Here is a 14,430-nt window from a genome sequence, read left to right as displayed (position 1 = left end):
GCGGACCCCCTGTCCGGAGGAGCCTATCACCGGCGGGGTACGTCGGGCGGCCGGCGCGACCGGCGAGGGGCCCCGGGTGTGCGCTCGCGCGCGCCCATCCGTCAACGTCGCGCGCGCCGGCCGTCAGCGCCGCGCGCCGGCGTCGCGCCTGGAGCCCAGCGCCGGGCTGCAGTGCGCGCGGAGCCGCTCGGCGCGCTCCCGCCACGGCGCGCGCGCGGCCTCGGGCGCCTGCTCCGGGAGGAGCTCGAGGGCGCGCTCCGCCGTCTCGAGCGCCTCGCCGCAACGGCCGAGCGCCTCGAGCACGCCCGCGCGGGTGTCGAGGATGGCGGGGTCGCCGGGGGCCAGCGCCGCGGCCCGCTCGGCCAGCGGCAGCGCCGCCTCGGCGTCGCCGCGCAGGAGCAGGAACCAGGCGAGGTTGTTCGTCGCCATCGCGTTCGCCGGGGCGATGGCGACGGCGTGCTCGAGCGCGTCGCGCTGCTCCTCCTCGAGCCCGCTGCGCCGCGCGGCGGAGGCGAGCCAGAGCCAGGCCCGCGCGTCGTCGGGGTGGGCGCGGACGGCACGCCGTGCGAGCGGCAGCGGCTGGAGGGAGTCGAGCGCGACCTTCACCTGAAGTGCCACGACGTGATCGGGATCCTCCGCGAGCGCCTCCTCCATCTCCGCGCGCTCCGCCGCGACGGCGCCGGCGTCGCCGCGCGCGAAGCGGGTGAGCGCGAGCCGCGTCGCGTGGACCTCGCCGGGCGACAGGGTGCGGGCGAGCGGGTCCGCGACCGCCCGGAGCTCCACCACGTGCCGCTCGCCGCCCGGCAGGAGCGCCTCCCGGGCGTGGGCGTGGAGCGCCCGATCCAGCTCCTCGGGGCGGCCACCCGCGGGGTCCCACTCCGGGAACACCTCGCGCCAGATCGCGGCGGGGTCCTCGGCGCCGGCGAGCCGCTGGCGGACCCGGGCGAACCGCTCCCGCTCGTGGGCGAGCAGGTAGTGGACGAGGACGGTGGCGGTGTGGTGGAAGCGGCCGTCGATGGCGCGGCCGTCCCAGGCGAGCAGCTCGCGCACGGTGACGTGCGCCTGCTGGAACCCCCGCGCGCGGTGTGGCGGGAGCGCCCCGAACGCTCGCCGCCCCGACGCGTCCGCCTCGGCCTCCGCGAGCCCGGCGAGCCCCTCGCCGAACCAGCGCGGCTGGCGCGGGTAGACGTGGCGGGCCACCTGGTGCGTGAGCTCGTGGGCGAGGACGAGCCGCAGCTCCGGCCCGAGCGCGCCGGGCATCACGATCACCGGTTCGGCGATCCCGCTCCTCGTGAAGTAGGCGCGCAGGCCGGGCGGCGCGAACTCGTCGAACTCCGCGGCGCTGCGGAACGCCACCACGCGCACGCGCCCCGGGATCTCCGGCGCGTCCTCGAAGAGCGCGGCGATGACCCACGCCCGGACCGACTCCAGCTCCCGCGCGATCGTGGCGGCGTCCGCGCGGCGGAGGTCCGACGCGACGACGAAGTGGTCCGTCGTCAGCTCGCTCCACGCTGGCCCGCCCCGCGCCGGGCACACGAACCGCTCCGGCGCCCGCGGCGCGTGCGCGCAGGCGGCGAGGGAGAGGACCGCGCAGGCGGCGAGCGCGCGCGCTCGGGCCATACCGCCCGAGCATAGGGACGGCGCGCGGGCGCCGCCGCCGGCCCGGCGGGGCCCCGCGCTGTCGTGAACCGGATCGGCTCTACTTCCTGGCTCGCGCGCAGGTCGCGCTCGCCCGCCCGCGCCCCGTCAGAGATACGGCGACAGCAGCCGCGCCGCCCCGTCGCGGAGCTTCACCGCCAGGGACCGGGCGTCCACGTCCGCGAGCGTCACCTCCCGCGCGCGCGCGATGCGCTCCTCGGCGAGCGCCTCCGCGCGCGCGGCGAGCTCCGGGTCGTAGCACTCCACGTCGAGCTCGAAGTTGAGGCGCAGGCTGCGCGGATCCCAGTTGGCGGAGCCGACGAGGGTCCAGACCGAGTCCACCACCATGAGCTTCGTGTGATCGAAGGGGGGAGGCGTCATCCACACGCGGCAGCCGCGGTCGAGCACCTGCCAGAGCTGGGCGGCCTGGGCCCACTGCACGAGCGGCAGGTTCCCGCGCGCGGGCAGGACGACGTCCACCGCCACGCCGCGCATCGACGCGACGCTGAGGGCGGTGATGAGCGCGGCGTCCGGCAGGAAGTAGGGGGTGACGATGCGCACGCGCCGGCGCGCGGTGGCGAGGGCGCCGAGGAGCACCCAGCGGATGGTCTCGAAGTCCTCGTCGGGCCCGTCGGCGATGCCGCGCGCCACGACCGGTCCGGCGCCGCGGAGGGCCGGGAAGAAGGCCTCGCCCTCGAGCCCCTCGCCGGTGGTGAAGAGCCAGTCCTCCGCGAAGGTGCTCTGGAGGTGCGAGACGATCGGCCCCTCCACCCTCACCTGGAGGTCCATGAACGGCGGGCCGCCGCCGGCGCGGGGGAGGAAGTCGTCGCGCACGTTCATGCCGCCGGTGAAGCCGACGCGCCCGTCCACCACCAGCACCTTGCGGTGGTTGCGCAGGTTCACGAAGGGGAGGAAGGCCGGCGTGAGCCGCTGCAGGAACAGCTCCGTGCGGATGCCGCGGCGCCGCAGGCGGCGGTGCACCGGGGGCCAGCGGTAGCGCGCGCCGACCGCGTCCACGAGCACGCGCACCGCGACGCCGCGCTCCCGCGCGCGAGCGAGGGCGTCGGCGAAGGCGTCCCCCGCCGCCCCCGGGTCGAAGATGTACGTGCAGAACGTGACGGAGCGGCGGGCCGCGTCGATGGCGGCGATCATCGCCGGGTACGCCACGGCGCCGCCGGGGAGCAGCTCGAGGGCGTTGCCGGCGACGAGCGGGCGGCGCACGACGGCGTCGGAGAGGGCGTGCAGCCCCTCGAGGTGGGCCGCCTGGGGCGCCAGCGGCGGGGGCGGCGCGGCGTGCTCGTCGTGGGCGCGCGCGCGGAGGTCCGGCAGGCCCAGCGCGTGCGCGCGCCGGCGGATCCGGTTCACCCCGAAGAGCAGGTACGCGACGCCGCCGATCACGGGCGCGAGCCAGATGAACCCCACCCACCCCAGGGTCGCGCGCACGTCGCGCTTGTGCAGCACGGCGTGCCCGCTCGCGAAGAGCGAGATCGCGAGGCTGACCGACGCGACGACGACGCTCCAGAGGTCCGCGAGCACGTGCCACGATGGAAGCAAAGTTCGAGGCCGCGGTCGAGCGGCCGGGTCGGGGAGGACGCTGCGCCCACCGTGAACGCCCCGAACCGGGCGGTGCGCGGGCGCGCCGCTCGACCGGGCGCGCGGCAGGGCGAGGCGCGCCTCGCCTACACCGGCACGGCCGCCGCGACCTGCGGCGAGGGCTCGCGGTGAACGCGGCCGAGCACCGCGGCGAGCTCGCCGCCGGCGAGCGTCTCGCGGCGCAGGAGCTCCCGCGCAGACTCCTCGAGCAGCGGCCGGTTCTCCGACAGGATGGCGCGGGCGCGCTGGAAGGCGCCGTCCACCGCCTGGCGGACGGCGACGTCGATCTCGCGGGCGGTCGCCTCCGAGTAGAGCCGCCGCGTCCCCGTCATCTGGCCGAGGTACCCGTCGGGCTCGGACTCGTAGGTGACCGGCCCGAGCGCCTCGCCCATGCCGTAGCGGGTGATCATGTTGCGCGCGATGTCGGTGGCCTTCGCGAGGTCGTCCGCCGCGCCGGTGGAGGTGTGGCCGAACACGACGTGCTCGGCGGCGCGGCCGCCGAGGAGGACCGCCATCTTGGACTCGAGCTCCTCGCGCGTCATGAGGTAGCGGTCCTCGGTCGGCCGCTGGATGGTGTAGCCGAGCGCGCCGATGCCGCGCGGGATGATCGAGATCTTGTGGACGGGATCGCAGCCCGGCAGCGCCTGGGCGACGAACGCGTGGCCCAGCTCGTGGTGGGCCACGATCTCGCGCTCGCGCGGGTTGAGCAGCCGGTTCTTCTTCTCCAGCCCGGCGACGATCCGCTCGATGGCGACGTTGAAGTCCTCCATCGTGATCTCGTCCGCGCTGCGCCGGGTCGCCACGAGCGCCGCCTCGTTCACGAGGTTCGCGAGGTCCGCGCCGGTGAAGCCCGGCGTCAGCGCCGCCACCTCGTCGAGCTTCACGCTCGGGCCGAGCGTCACCTTGCGCGTGTGCACGGCCAGGATCTGGGCGCGCCCGATGCGGTCGGGCCGGTCGACGAGCACCTGCCGGTCGAAGCGGCCGGCGCGCAGGAGCGCCGGGTCGAGGATCTCCGGCCGGTTGGTCGCGCCGACGAGCACGATGCCGGCGGAGGGGTCGAAGCCGTCGAGCTCGACGAGCAGCTGGTTCAGGGTCTGCTCCTTCTCGTCGTGGCCGCCCATCATGCCCGGCATCGAGGCCCGGGCGCGGCCGAGCGCGTCGAGCTCGTCGATGAAGATGATGGCGGGCGCCTTCAGCCGCGCCTGCTCGAAGAGATCGCGCACGCGCGCCGCGCCCACCCCCACGAACATCTCCACGAACTCGGAGCCGGAGATGGAGAAGAACGGCACCGCCGCCTCGCCCGCCACCGCCTTCGCGAGGAGGGTCTTGCCGGTGCCCGGCGGGCCGACGAGGAGCACGCCCTTCGGCATGCGCGCGCCGAGCCGGCCGTAGCGCTTCGGGTCCTTCAGGAACTCGACGACCTCCTTCAGCTCGGCCTTCGCCTCGTCCACGCCCGCCACGTCGTCGAAGGTCACCTTGGTGTCGGTCTCGACGTACACCTTGGCCTTGGACTTGCCGATGGCCATGAGCCCGCCGCCCGCGCCGGGTCCGCCGAGCTGCTTCGCCATGCGCCGGCCGAGGAAGACCCAGATCCCGAAGAACAGGGCGATGGGGACCACCCAGGAGAGGATGAGCGGGAGGAGCTCGTTCTCGAAGCGGCCCGCGTAGACCACCCCGTGCTGATCCAGCTCCTTCGCCATCTCGGGGTCGACGCGGTTCGTGGCGAAGCGCTTCTTGCCGTTGAGCGGCTCCTTGAGCTCCCCCTGGACCTCGTCCTGCGAGACCACCACCCGCGCGACCTTGTCCTCGCGGACGAGCTTCTGGAACTCGCTGTAGGGGAGGGTCTGGACCGCCTGCGACTGGAACCACCAGTTCTGCAGGAGCATCACGCCGAGCGCGGCGAGCAGCACGTAGCCGAGGTTGAAGCTGGTCGCCTTGGTCTTCTTGTCGAGGGGCATCGAGGGCTCCCGCCGGGCCCGTGCCCGGCGTCCCCCGATCCGTAACCACCGCCCGGCCACTGACAAATACGAAATGTCGCAGGCACACCTTCCAAAAAACGAGAGCGGGCGGGCGAGCGTCCCGGCGGGAGCGTCGGTTAGACTCTCGCCCCCGATGGCCCGCATCCTCATCGCCGACGACCACGACGCGGTCCGCGAGGGCATGGCGATCGCCCTCTCGCGCCTCGGCCACGACGTCCTCGCCGTCCGCGGCGGCGCCGAGGCGATCGCCGCCTACCGCAAGAAGCCGGCGGACGTGGTGGTCACCGACCTGCGCATGGTCCCGGTGGACGGGATCGAGGTGGTGAGGCGCCTGCGCGAGCTCGACCCGGACGCGACGGTGCTCGTCGTGTCGGCCCACGGCACCATCGCGGTCGCGGTCGAGGCGATGCGCGAGGGGGCGATCGACTTCATCGAGAAGCCGTTCTCGCCCGACGTGCTCCGCGCGCGCGTGGAGAAGTCCATCGAGATCGCCCGCGAGCGGAAGGGGGCGCGCACCGCCCGCGCCCGGGCCGAGGCGCTCGAGGAGGACCTCGGGCGCGATCGCGCGCACGGCCTCGTGGGGAGCTCCGAGCCGATGCGGCGCGTGCTCGACCAGGTGCGCAAGGTGGCCTCCACCGGCGCGACCGTGCTCGTGCTCGGCGAGTCCGGGACCGGCAAGGAGCTCGTGGCGCGCGCCATCCACGACGCGAGCCCGCGGCGCGAGCAGCCGTTCGTCTCCATCTCCTGCGCCGCCATCCCGGAGGGCCTGCTCGAGTCGGAGCTGTTCGGCCACGAGAAGGGCGCCTTCACCGGCGCCATCCGCCGCAAGCTCGGCCGGTTCGAGCTGGCCAACGGCGGCACGCTCTTCCTCGACGAGGTCGGCGAGATCCCGCATGCGGTGCAGGTGAAGCTCCTGCGCGTCCTGCAGGAGCGCCAGTTCGAGCGGGTCGGCGGCGAGGAGACGGTGGAGGTGGACGTGCGGGTGGTCTCCGCCACGAACCGCAACCTCGCGCAGATGGTGGAGTCGGGCCGCTTCCGGGAGGACCTCTACTACCGCCTGAACGTGGTCCCCATCCTGCTCCCCCCGCTGCGCGATCGCCCCGGCGACGTCGAGGAGCTCGCGCGGTTCTTCGTCGCGCGGCTGGCGCCGCGCATGAGCCGGGCGGTCACCGGCCTCGCCCCCGAGGCGCTCGAGCTGCTGCGCCGCCACCGCTGGCCCGGCAACGTGCGCGAGCTCGAGAACGTGATCGAGCAGGCGCTGGTGTTCGCCGAGGGCGAGCTGGTGCGGCCGCGCGACCTGCCCGAGGGCGTCCGCAAGGCGCCGCCCGCGCCGTCGCTGCCGGTGCCGAGCGGCGACCGGAGCCTCACCGACATCCTGGAGGACCTCGAGCGGCAGCTCATCCTCGCCGCCTACGAGAAGGCGCGCGGGGTGAAGGCGGAGACGGCGCGCCTCCTCGGCATCAAGCCGTCCGCGCTCTACTACAAGCTCGAGAAGTACGGGATCGTGAAGGCGGGCGAGAAGGCGGAGGAGACGTCCTGATCGCCGCCGCCCTCGCCCTCGCGCTGGCCGCCGCGCCGCTCGAGTGCCCGCCGGGCACCGAGCGCCGCGGCCTGCCGCCGCCCGAGGGCTACGAGGAGTGGTGCGAGGGGAAGGATCCCGCGGGCCGGGCGCGCCGCGAGGGGCCGGCCCGCCGCTACTACGACGACGGCGGGCTGTGGGTGGAGGAGCGCTTCCGGGCGGGCGAGCTCCACGGTCCCTTCGTCGAGTACCACCGCGGCGGCGGGAAGGCGCGCGAGGGCGAGTACGCGCGCGGCGCCAAGACGGGACGCTGGACGATCTGGTCACCCTCCGGGACGCGCGAGGAGGAGGCCGAGTTCAAGGACGGCCTCCCGCACGGTGGGTTCACCGCCTACTGGCCCGGCGGCGGGAAGAAGACCGAGGGCCGCCGCTGCGGCGGCGCCCAGTGCGGCACCTGGCGCAGCTACGACGAGCGCGGCGCGCTCGTCGGCAGCGGCGAATACGGCGAGCCCTCGCTCACGCCGTGAACCCCCCGCGCGCCGCCCGGGACGGGACGGGGCGGCCGCCTGCCACATGCGTCACGGATTTCCGAGGCTTTCGACGGGTTTGCGTACGTCGCTGGCCGAGGACCGCGTGTAAGTGCTTGATCGCGCGGCGCACCGCGCGGGCACGTGGGTTGCTCTGTCCGGACCCGGATGTTCGAAGGCATCGCGCTCGCACTGCTCCTCTGTGCTCCCACCGCCGAGCTCGACGCGCACCGCGCGGAGCTCGACGTGATCGCCGGTCAGATCCAGCAGCTCAAGCTGCGCCAGCTGCACGGCGAGAACGTGCGGCGCGAGCTGGAGCGGCTGCTCGTGCGGGCGCAGGAGCTCGCCATGGTCATCGAGGGCGAGCTCCACGACGACGGCGCCCTGCCGCTCGCGCTGCCCCCCTCTCCCGAGGAGCTGCGCGAGCGCGCCGACGCCGCCCGCGACGAGGCCGATCGCATCGCGGCGGCGCTCCACGCGCTCGACATCCGCATCACCACCGCGAGCAACGAGCTGCGCATGTCGCAGATCGGCGCCGCCATGGCCACGCCGGCGTCCCCCGAGCGCCACCAGCGGCTCCGCCTCCTCGTCGAGCAGCGCCAGCTCCTCGCCCAGCGGCAGCGCGCCGTGCTCGCGGAGGCGGCGCGGCTCGAGGCCGAGGCGAACGCGATCGAGGGAGAGCGGTAGGAGGAAGGCTCGGGGCTTCGGGGAAGGCTTCCGCCCTCCAGGCTTCACGCTTCGGGGAAGACGGCGCCCGCTTGCGCGGAGCACCGTCCGTCGCGAGCCGCTGCCGTAGCCCGCAGCTTCTCTCTCAGGTCGACCGGCGCGGGCGCGGCCGCTGCGCGCCCTCGCTCTCGAGGAACGCGTCGAGCGCGGCCGACGGCACCGGCACGGCGAGCCAGGTGGCGACGAGCGCGCCGTCGCCGAGCGCGATCTGCTGCTCGACGCCCGGGGTGAGCTGCACCGTCCCGCTCGCCTGGACCTCGTGCCCCGGCACCCACAGCGCGTAGGCGAGCGCGATGTCGCCCGTCGCCTCGCGCACGGCGGCCACCCGGAACGCGACCCGGATCGCACCCTGCGAGCCGGGCTCGTGCAGCACCACCTCGGCGGCCTTGCCGGCGGGGGCCACGATGCGCGGCCGGGCCACGACCTCGCCGCTCTGGTCGCGCAGCTCCAGCGCGACGAGCTGGCCGGCGGCGCCGACCTCGCGCTCGGCCCGCGCGCGGGCGAGCGCGCCGTGCGTGCGGACCGCCACCTCGGCCGAGGCCCCCCCGACCAGGAAGGCGGACAGGATGATGAGGCCGACGCGGGCCACTTTCCACGCGCGGGGAGGCATGCGGATATCGGGGCTGCAACGCGCATGCCCGCCCGGCTGCCGGGAAAAATCGGGGATTTGGGGAATTCTTGCCACGGGTCCGCGTGGCAATCCGAGACACGGCTTCGGAAATCCGCGATCAGGGACGGAGCCAGCCCTCGCCCGAAAGGGCGGCACGCCCTTCGGCCGCGAGCTTCAGCAGGGCGGCGAGGCAGCTCCGCTCGGCGAACGGCAGCGCCGCGGGCGGGGTGTCGGCGTACGCGAGCGCGGTCACCTCCGGGAGCGTCCGCCCGCTCTTCCCGAGCGCCTCCACGACGAGCGCCTCCCGCGCGTGCCGGTGCGCGAGGTACGCCCCGAGCCGCTCCGGCGCGGCGGGCGCGGGCGGCCCGTGCGCGGGGTAGAGCGTGCGAGGCGCGAGCGCGCGGAGCCGCTCGAGCTGCCGCTCGTACTCCGCCATGTCGCCCTCGGGCGGATCGACCACGATCGTCGAGAGCGTCGAGACCATGTCCCCGCACAGCAGCGCGCCGCTGTCCTCGTCCAGGAAGGCCAGGTGCTCGCGGGCATGGCCGGGAGTGGCGAGCACCCGGAAGCGCGCGCCGAGGAGCTCGCCGTCCCGCAGCGGGCGGAAGTCGAGGCCGGGCGGGAGCCGCGCGGCGGCGAGCGCGTGGCCCAGCACCGGCACGCGGTAGCGCTCCGCCACGAGCGCCACGGCGCCCACGTGATCGGGGTGGGCGTGCGTGAGCCACACGGCCCGGGGCGGACGGCCCTCGGCGGCGAGCGCCTCGAGGAGGGCGAGGAGCTTCGCCTGCTCGCCCGCGTCCGTCGGGCCGGGATCCACGACGGCGAGGCCGCCGTCCGCCGGGACGAGCCAGGCGTTCGTGTGCGTCGCGGGCGGGAGCGTGGGGGTGCGCAGCGCGGCGAGGAAGAAGCCCTCCTGGAACTCGATGCGCCGCGAGACGAACGCCTCGCAGTCCGGCGGCGCCCGGAGGGACTCGAGCGACGGGGCGCCGGGGCGCGCGAGCACCCTCAGCGCGTGCAGGTTCGGCGGGTGGAGCAGGAGCTCGCCGCGGGACCAGCGCCGCAGGGCGTCCGCGACCGGCACGAGGGCGCCGCCGGCGAGCTCGCCCGGCCAGACCTCCGGCGCGTCCTCCGGGGCGAGCCGCACGAGGAACAGCCGGGCGTCGTAGCGGAGCGGGAGGTGGTCCGGCGTCACCCAGCGGCCGGCGGGCACGAGCCGGGCGCCGTCCACGACGAGCCCCTGGCGCGCGAGGAAGGCTCGGAACGAGAGCCTCCCCTCGAGCACCGCGCGCCGGCCCTCGTCGCGCTCCGGCGAAGAGGGTGGCGGCCCGCGGGCGACGAGGACGCCGGTCTCCTCGAACAGCTCGCGCGCGGCGCAGGCCGCGAGCGCGGCCGCCTCGCCGGCGAGCCCCGCCACCTCGAGCTCGCCGTCCTCGGGGTCGAGCCGGCCGCCCGGGAAGGCGTGGAAGCCGGCCGCGAAGCGCCGGTCGACCCCGCGCCGCACGAGGAACACCTCGCGGCCCGGCGGACCGTCGCGGTACAGCACGACCGCGGTGGCGTCGAGGGCGGGGCGCACGATCAGCGGATGCGGACCAGCTCGCGCTGGATCTTGGAGAACACCTTCGGCCCGTCGTCGGCGAGGAACACGTCGATCTCGCTGCGCACCCCGAGCCCCTCCTCCGGCAGGTACACGCCGGGCTCGATCGAGAACGCCAGCCCCGGCACGAGCCGGCGGGTGTCGTGCGTCTCGAGGTCGTCGAGGTTCGCGCCGTCGCCGTGGACGGAGCGGCCGATGGAGTGGCCGGTGCGGTGGACGAAGCGATCGCCGAGGCCCGCCGCGGCGATGTGATCGCGCACCACCCGGTCCACCTGCCACCCCTCCAGCGTGCGGCCCTCGCGATGCGCCCGCTCGAGCGCGGAGAGCCCCGCGTCGCGGCCGCCCACGGTCACCCGGAAGATCTGCTCGAGCCGCTCCGGCGGACGATCGCCGCAGTACGCGACCCAGGTGATGTCCGCGTAGACGTCGCGCGGCCCCCTCCCGCGCGCCCACAGGTCGATGAGCACCATGTCGCCCGGCCGGATGGGCGTGGGCGTCCGCTCGGAGGGCGCGTAGTGCGGATCGCCGGCGTGGCCGTTCACGGCCACGATGGGCGGGTGATCGGTCTCGAGGTCCGCCTCGGCGAAGCGCTCCATGAGGAAGCGCTGCACGTCCGTCTCGAGGAGCGTCTCGCCCCGGCGCTGCGCGTCCCCGATGCGCTCGAACGCCGCGTCCTTCGCCGCGTCGATGGCGAGCAGCGCGCGCTCGTGGCTCGCCACCTGCGCCGCGTCCCAGCGGCAGAGGAAGCGCTGGACGAGCTCCGCGGACGAGACCACCTCCACGCCGAAGGAGCGGACGAGCTCGAGCGTGCCCGCGTCGACGCGCGACAGGTACGGGATGGCGCCCTCCGGGAAGTACTCCATCGCCACCTTCGCGCCGGCGGGGAGCGCCCCGAGGAGGCGCGCCAGCGCCTCGCGCAGCGACGCCCACGAGGCGTAGCGCTCCCTGCGCCCGGGCAGCTCGGGCGGGAAGGAGCCGAGCTCGATGGCGTGGACGAGCGCGACCGCCTCGCCACGGGCGGGCACGAGGTAGAACCAGCGCCGCGTGAGCATGTGGCCCTCGAGCCCGGCCGCGCTCACCGCGGTCGGGTTCTGGCCGTGGAAGTCGTAGAGCAGCCAGGCGTCGAGCCCCGACTCGGCGAGCGCGCGCTGCAGGGCGGGGAGGCCGGCCGCGGGGATGGGGGCCGTGGCGTTCGAGGAGGTCATCGGGCGTCCTGGCTCATCATCAGATGGGAACGCGGTAGCGCTGCGCGGGCCCGCGCTCCGAGGGGTGGGTGATCTCGTGCAGGCGGATGGAGTTCGTCTGGCCCGGGATGCCGAGCGGCGAGCCGTGGACCAGGACGACCCGGTCGCCCGGCTTCACGACGCCGTCGCCGAGGAGCACGTCCGAGACGAGCTCCGCCATGAGGTCGGCGTTCTTCACCGGCTCGAGGACCCGCGGGACGACGCCCCAGTACAGCGCGAGGCGGCGCCGGATCGACTGGTCGGGCGAGAAGGCGATGACGGGCACGCGCGGCCGGAAGTGCGAGAGGAGCCGCGCGGTCGTGCCGGAGAGGGTGAAGCAGCAGATGGCCACCGCGCCGGCGGCGTCGGCCGCCTCGCAGGCGGCCGCGGCGGTGACGAGGTTGAACGCGGCCGGGCGAGAGCGGACGTCGGGGATGCCCACGGACGGGGCGGGGCTCGTCTCCGCCTCGCGCACGATGCGGTCCATCATCTGCACGGCGTTCAGGGGGAAGCGGCCGCTCGCGCTCTCCGCGGAGAGCATCACCGCGTCGGCGCCGTCCCAGACGGCGTTCGCCACGTCGGAGGCCTCGGCGCGGGTCGGCCGGGGGTGCTCGATCATCGACTCGAGCATCTGGGTGGCGATGACCACCGGCTTGCCGGCCGCGTTGCCGCGCCGGCAGATGTCCTTCTGCAGCAGCGGCACGCGCTCGGGCAGGATCTCCACGCCGAGGTCGCCGCGCGCGATCATGATCCCGTCGGCGGCCTCGATGATCGCGTCGATGGCGTCGAGCGCCTCGGGCTTCTCGATCTTGGCGATCACCGGGACGACCCGGCCGACCCGCTCCATCTCGTCGCGGCAGGCCCGGATGTCCTCCGCGGAGCGCACGAACGAGAGCGCCACCGCGTCCACGCCGTGCGCGAGGCCGAAGGCGATGTCCGCCCGGTCCTTCTCGGAGAGCGCCTCGGCGCGGAGCGCCACGCCGGGGAGGTTGATCCCCTTGTGCTCGCGCAGCACGCCCCCCTCGACCACCTGGCAGCGCGCGCGGACGCCGTCGGTCTCGAGGACGCGCAGCTCGATGAGCCCGTCGTCGACGAGGAGGCGGTCCCCCGGGCGAACGTCCTCGGCGAGGTGCGGGTAGGTGGTGGAGACGAGCTTCGCGTCGCCCTTCACCTCCGCGTCGGTGGCGATGACGAGCTCCGCCCCCGCCTCGAGGCGGACGCCCTCCCGTCCGGCCGCCAAGGGGCCGGTGCGGATCTTGGGGCCCTGGAGGTCCTGGAGGACGGCGACGGCGCGGCCGAGATGGCGCGAGGCCGTCCGGATGCGATCCAGCATCTGGGCGTGGTCCTCGTGACGGCCGTGGGAGAAGTTGAGCCTCGCCACGTCCACCCCGGCGGCCAGCATGCGCTGCAGCACGTCGGGATCGGAGGAGGCGGGACCGAGGGTGGCGACGATCTTGGCGCGGCGCATGGGGTACATCGTTTAGCGCCAGGCGGCGAACTGCGTCCAGGCTTCTGCCTGGCTTCCGCAGGTGCCCTGGCGATGCCAGGAGAGGACGTGGAGGACGGTCCACCGCTCCTCGGGCGCCCCGACCCGCACGTCCCGGCGGTCGCCGTGACGCAGGGAGAAGAGGTCGTCGCCGGTCACCTCCAGCCAGTCGTAGTAGACGGGCCCACACTCGGCCGGCTCGAACTCGGCCCAGTCGTCGCGCACGCGGAAGAACGGCAGCTCGGCGGTCGGCTCGACGCCGGTGATGGGGAGCGTGGAGGTCCCCGCGCCCTCGTACGAGCCCTCGAAGAGGAGGAAGCGGTGGACGGCGTCGGCGCCCGTCCCGGTGGCGAGCCGGAAGCCCAGGTAAGGGAGGGGCTCGCCGTTCGGGCCGGGCCTGCCCGCGCGGTTGGCGAGCAGCAGGAGCGTCACCGGCGCGCCGTCCAGCTCCGGCGGCAGCGCGACGTCGCCGGGCACCTCGTCCCGGAAGGCGATCTCGACGTCCACGGGGGTATCACCTTCCGTGAACACCGCGCCGGCCAGGACGAACACCGTGGGCGCGGCGACCCGACCGGTCCCCACGAGGACGAAGGCGTCCGTCTCGGGCGGGAGCGCCTGCTGGTCGGAGCGGGTGACCTGGATCGCGAACGGGTGGGTCGCGAGATCGTGGTTCCCGCACGCGGCGAGCGCCGCGGCGACCAGCGGGGCGAGCGCGCTAGATCGCGTAGCCGACACGGAGCCTCCACTGGCCGAGCGTCGAGAGGCCCGGCCGCGACCAGAGGTAGGCCTCGGCGCCCAGGATGAACCTGCCGAGGCCGCGCTCGATCCCCGCGCCGAGCTCATGGTCGCGCGCCCAGCCTGCCCCGCTCGGCTCGAGGCTCGAGAGCCAGCGGATGTCCCCGCGCGCGTAGAACGTGGCCCAGTCGAGCACCAGCCCGGCCGTCGCGGAGCCGCGGAGCGCCGTCAGGTTCGCCATGGAGACGTCGCCCGGCACGAAGAGCTGCCCCAGCGTGAGCTCCACGCCCGCGCGAAGCAGGCCCGTCGCCGCAGGCGAGGCGCGCACGCCGACGTGGATGCCGTTCTGGCCGCCGAACCCCTCGTAGAGCAGGAGGGTGTCGAAGCGGAGCACGAGGTCCAGCCAGGAGCCGAGGCCCAGGTCCGCGCGGACGGCGCTGCGCAGCCAGCCGACGTCGAGCGACGCGATCATGTCGCCGCGGCCGACGGGCCCGAGCGCGAGGGAGTGGCGGGGCCGCTCCGGCTCGAAGTCCGCGTCGTCGCCCGTGACGTAGATCTCCGCGTCGCCGGGCGGTGGCGCGGACGGCGGGGGGGAGGCAGGCTCCTGCTGCGTCGCAGCCCGCGCGCTCGCCGGGCCGTCCTCCGCGCGGGCGTCGCGCGCCGCGGCGGCGAGCGCCGCGAGGATCGGGATGATCGCGAGTGGCCGCACGGAGTGGTACCGAGGGTAACGGAGACGGTCCGGGCCGGCGCGGGAAAACGGCGTATCCGCGGGGGGCGCTTGCGCGGCGGTCCCGACTTGG

The 14,430-nt window shown here is 75.1% G+C and carries 12 protein-coding genes; 3 read left to right on the top strand and 9 right to left on the bottom strand.

Annotated elements, in window-relative coordinates:
• Nucleotides 1–123: 123 nt before the first annotated feature.
• The 3 genes from ANAE109_RS22545 to ftsH all read right to left on the bottom strand — a co-directional run bounded on the left by ANAE109_RS22545 (nt 124) and on the right by ftsH (nt 5,189).
• Complete coding sequence (locus ANAE109_RS22545) at nt 124–1,620, bottom strand: hypothetical protein (protein ID WP_012099219.1); 1,497 nt, start codon at nt 1,618–1,620, stop codon at nt 124–126.
• A 126-nt stretch (nt 1,621–1,746) separates the two neighbouring features.
• Complete coding sequence (locus tag ANAE109_RS22540) at nt 1,747–3,174, bottom strand: phospholipase D-like domain-containing protein (protein WP_143828044.1); 1,428 nt, start codon at nt 3,172–3,174, stop codon at nt 1,747–1,749.
• 143 nt (nt 3,175–3,317) lie between these two features.
• Nucleotides 3,318–5,189, bottom strand: coding sequence for an ATP-dependent zinc metalloprotease FtsH (ftsH, locus tag ANAE109_RS22535; protein WP_012099216.1), 1,872 nt, complete (start codon nt 5,187–5,189; stop codon nt 3,318–3,320).
• A gap of 154 nt (nt 5,190–5,343) precedes the next feature.
• On the opposite strand from ftsH, the gene ANAE109_RS22530 reads away from it, so the two are divergent.
• The 3 genes from ANAE109_RS22530 to ANAE109_RS22520 all read left to right on the top strand — a co-directional run bounded on the left by ANAE109_RS22530 (nt 5,344) and on the right by ANAE109_RS22520 (nt 7,943).
• The gene (locus ANAE109_RS22530; protein ID WP_041448638.1) at nt 5,344–6,750 is read left to right on the top strand and encodes a sigma-54 dependent transcriptional regulator; all 1,407 of its coding nucleotides are present in this window, start codon (nt 5,344–5,346) and stop codon (nt 6,748–6,750) included.
• A 179-nt stretch (nt 6,751–6,929) separates the two neighbouring features.
• Nucleotides 6,930–7,256, top strand: coding sequence for a toxin-antitoxin system YwqK family antitoxin (locus ANAE109_RS25955; RefSeq protein ID WP_012099213.1), 327 nt, complete (start codon nt 6,930–6,932; stop codon nt 7,254–7,256).
• Nucleotides 7,257–7,424: 168 nt separating this feature from the next.
• Nucleotides 7,425–7,943 carry a hypothetical protein gene (locus tag ANAE109_RS22520; RefSeq protein ID WP_012099211.1) on the top strand — a complete coding sequence of 173 codons (519 nt, stop codon included), beginning with the start codon at nt 7,425–7,427 and terminating at the stop codon, nt 7,941–7,943.
• A gap of 124 nt (nt 7,944–8,067) precedes the next feature.
• On the opposite strand, the gene ANAE109_RS22515 is transcribed toward ANAE109_RS22520, so the two are convergent.
• From ANAE109_RS22515 to ANAE109_RS22490, 6 genes are all read right to left on the bottom strand, one after another.
• A complete protein-coding gene (locus ANAE109_RS22515; RefSeq protein WP_012099209.1) occupies nt 8,068–8,592 on the bottom strand; it encodes a hypothetical protein in 525 nt (174 codons plus the stop codon).
• Nucleotides 8,593–8,710: 118 nt separating this feature from the next.
• Nucleotides 8,711–10,165: an MBL fold metallo-hydrolase gene (locus ANAE109_RS22510; protein WP_012099208.1), complete on the bottom strand. Its 1,455-nt coding sequence runs from the start codon at nt 10,163–10,165 to the stop codon at nt 8,711–8,713.
• 2 nt (nt 10,166–10,167) lie between these two features.
• The gene (locus ANAE109_RS22505; protein WP_012099207.1) at nt 10,168–11,391 is read right to left on the bottom strand and encodes a Xaa-Pro peptidase family protein; all 1,224 of its coding nucleotides are present in this window, start codon (nt 11,389–11,391) and stop codon (nt 10,168–10,170) included.
• A gap of 19 nt (nt 11,392–11,410) precedes the next feature.
• Nucleotides 11,411–12,877 carry a pyruvate kinase gene (gene pyk, locus ANAE109_RS22500; RefSeq protein ID WP_041448636.1) on the bottom strand — a complete coding sequence of 489 codons (1,467 nt, stop codon included), beginning with the start codon at nt 12,875–12,877 and terminating at the stop codon, nt 11,411–11,413.
• A 12-nt stretch (nt 12,878–12,889) separates the two neighbouring features.
• Complete coding sequence (locus tag ANAE109_RS22495) at nt 12,890–13,630, bottom strand: hypothetical protein (protein WP_012099205.1); 741 nt, start codon at nt 13,628–13,630, stop codon at nt 12,890–12,892.
• Nucleotides 13,611–14,339: a hypothetical protein gene (locus tag ANAE109_RS22490; RefSeq protein ID WP_012099204.1), complete on the bottom strand. Its 729-nt coding sequence runs from the start codon at nt 14,337–14,339 to the stop codon at nt 13,611–13,613. Before ANAE109_RS22490 ends, ANAE109_RS22495 begins: the two co-directional genes overlap by 20 nt.
• Between the last annotated feature and the right edge of the window lie 91 nt (nt 14,340–14,430).

It is taken from the genome of Anaeromyxobacter sp. Fw109-5, from assembly GCF_000017505.1.
Lineage (GTDB): Bacteria > Myxococcota > Myxococcia > Myxococcales > Anaeromyxobacteraceae > Anaeromyxobacter.
The sequence above is the reverse complement of the archived record's forward strand: the minus strand, read 5'-3'. Positions and strand labels throughout refer to the sequence as shown.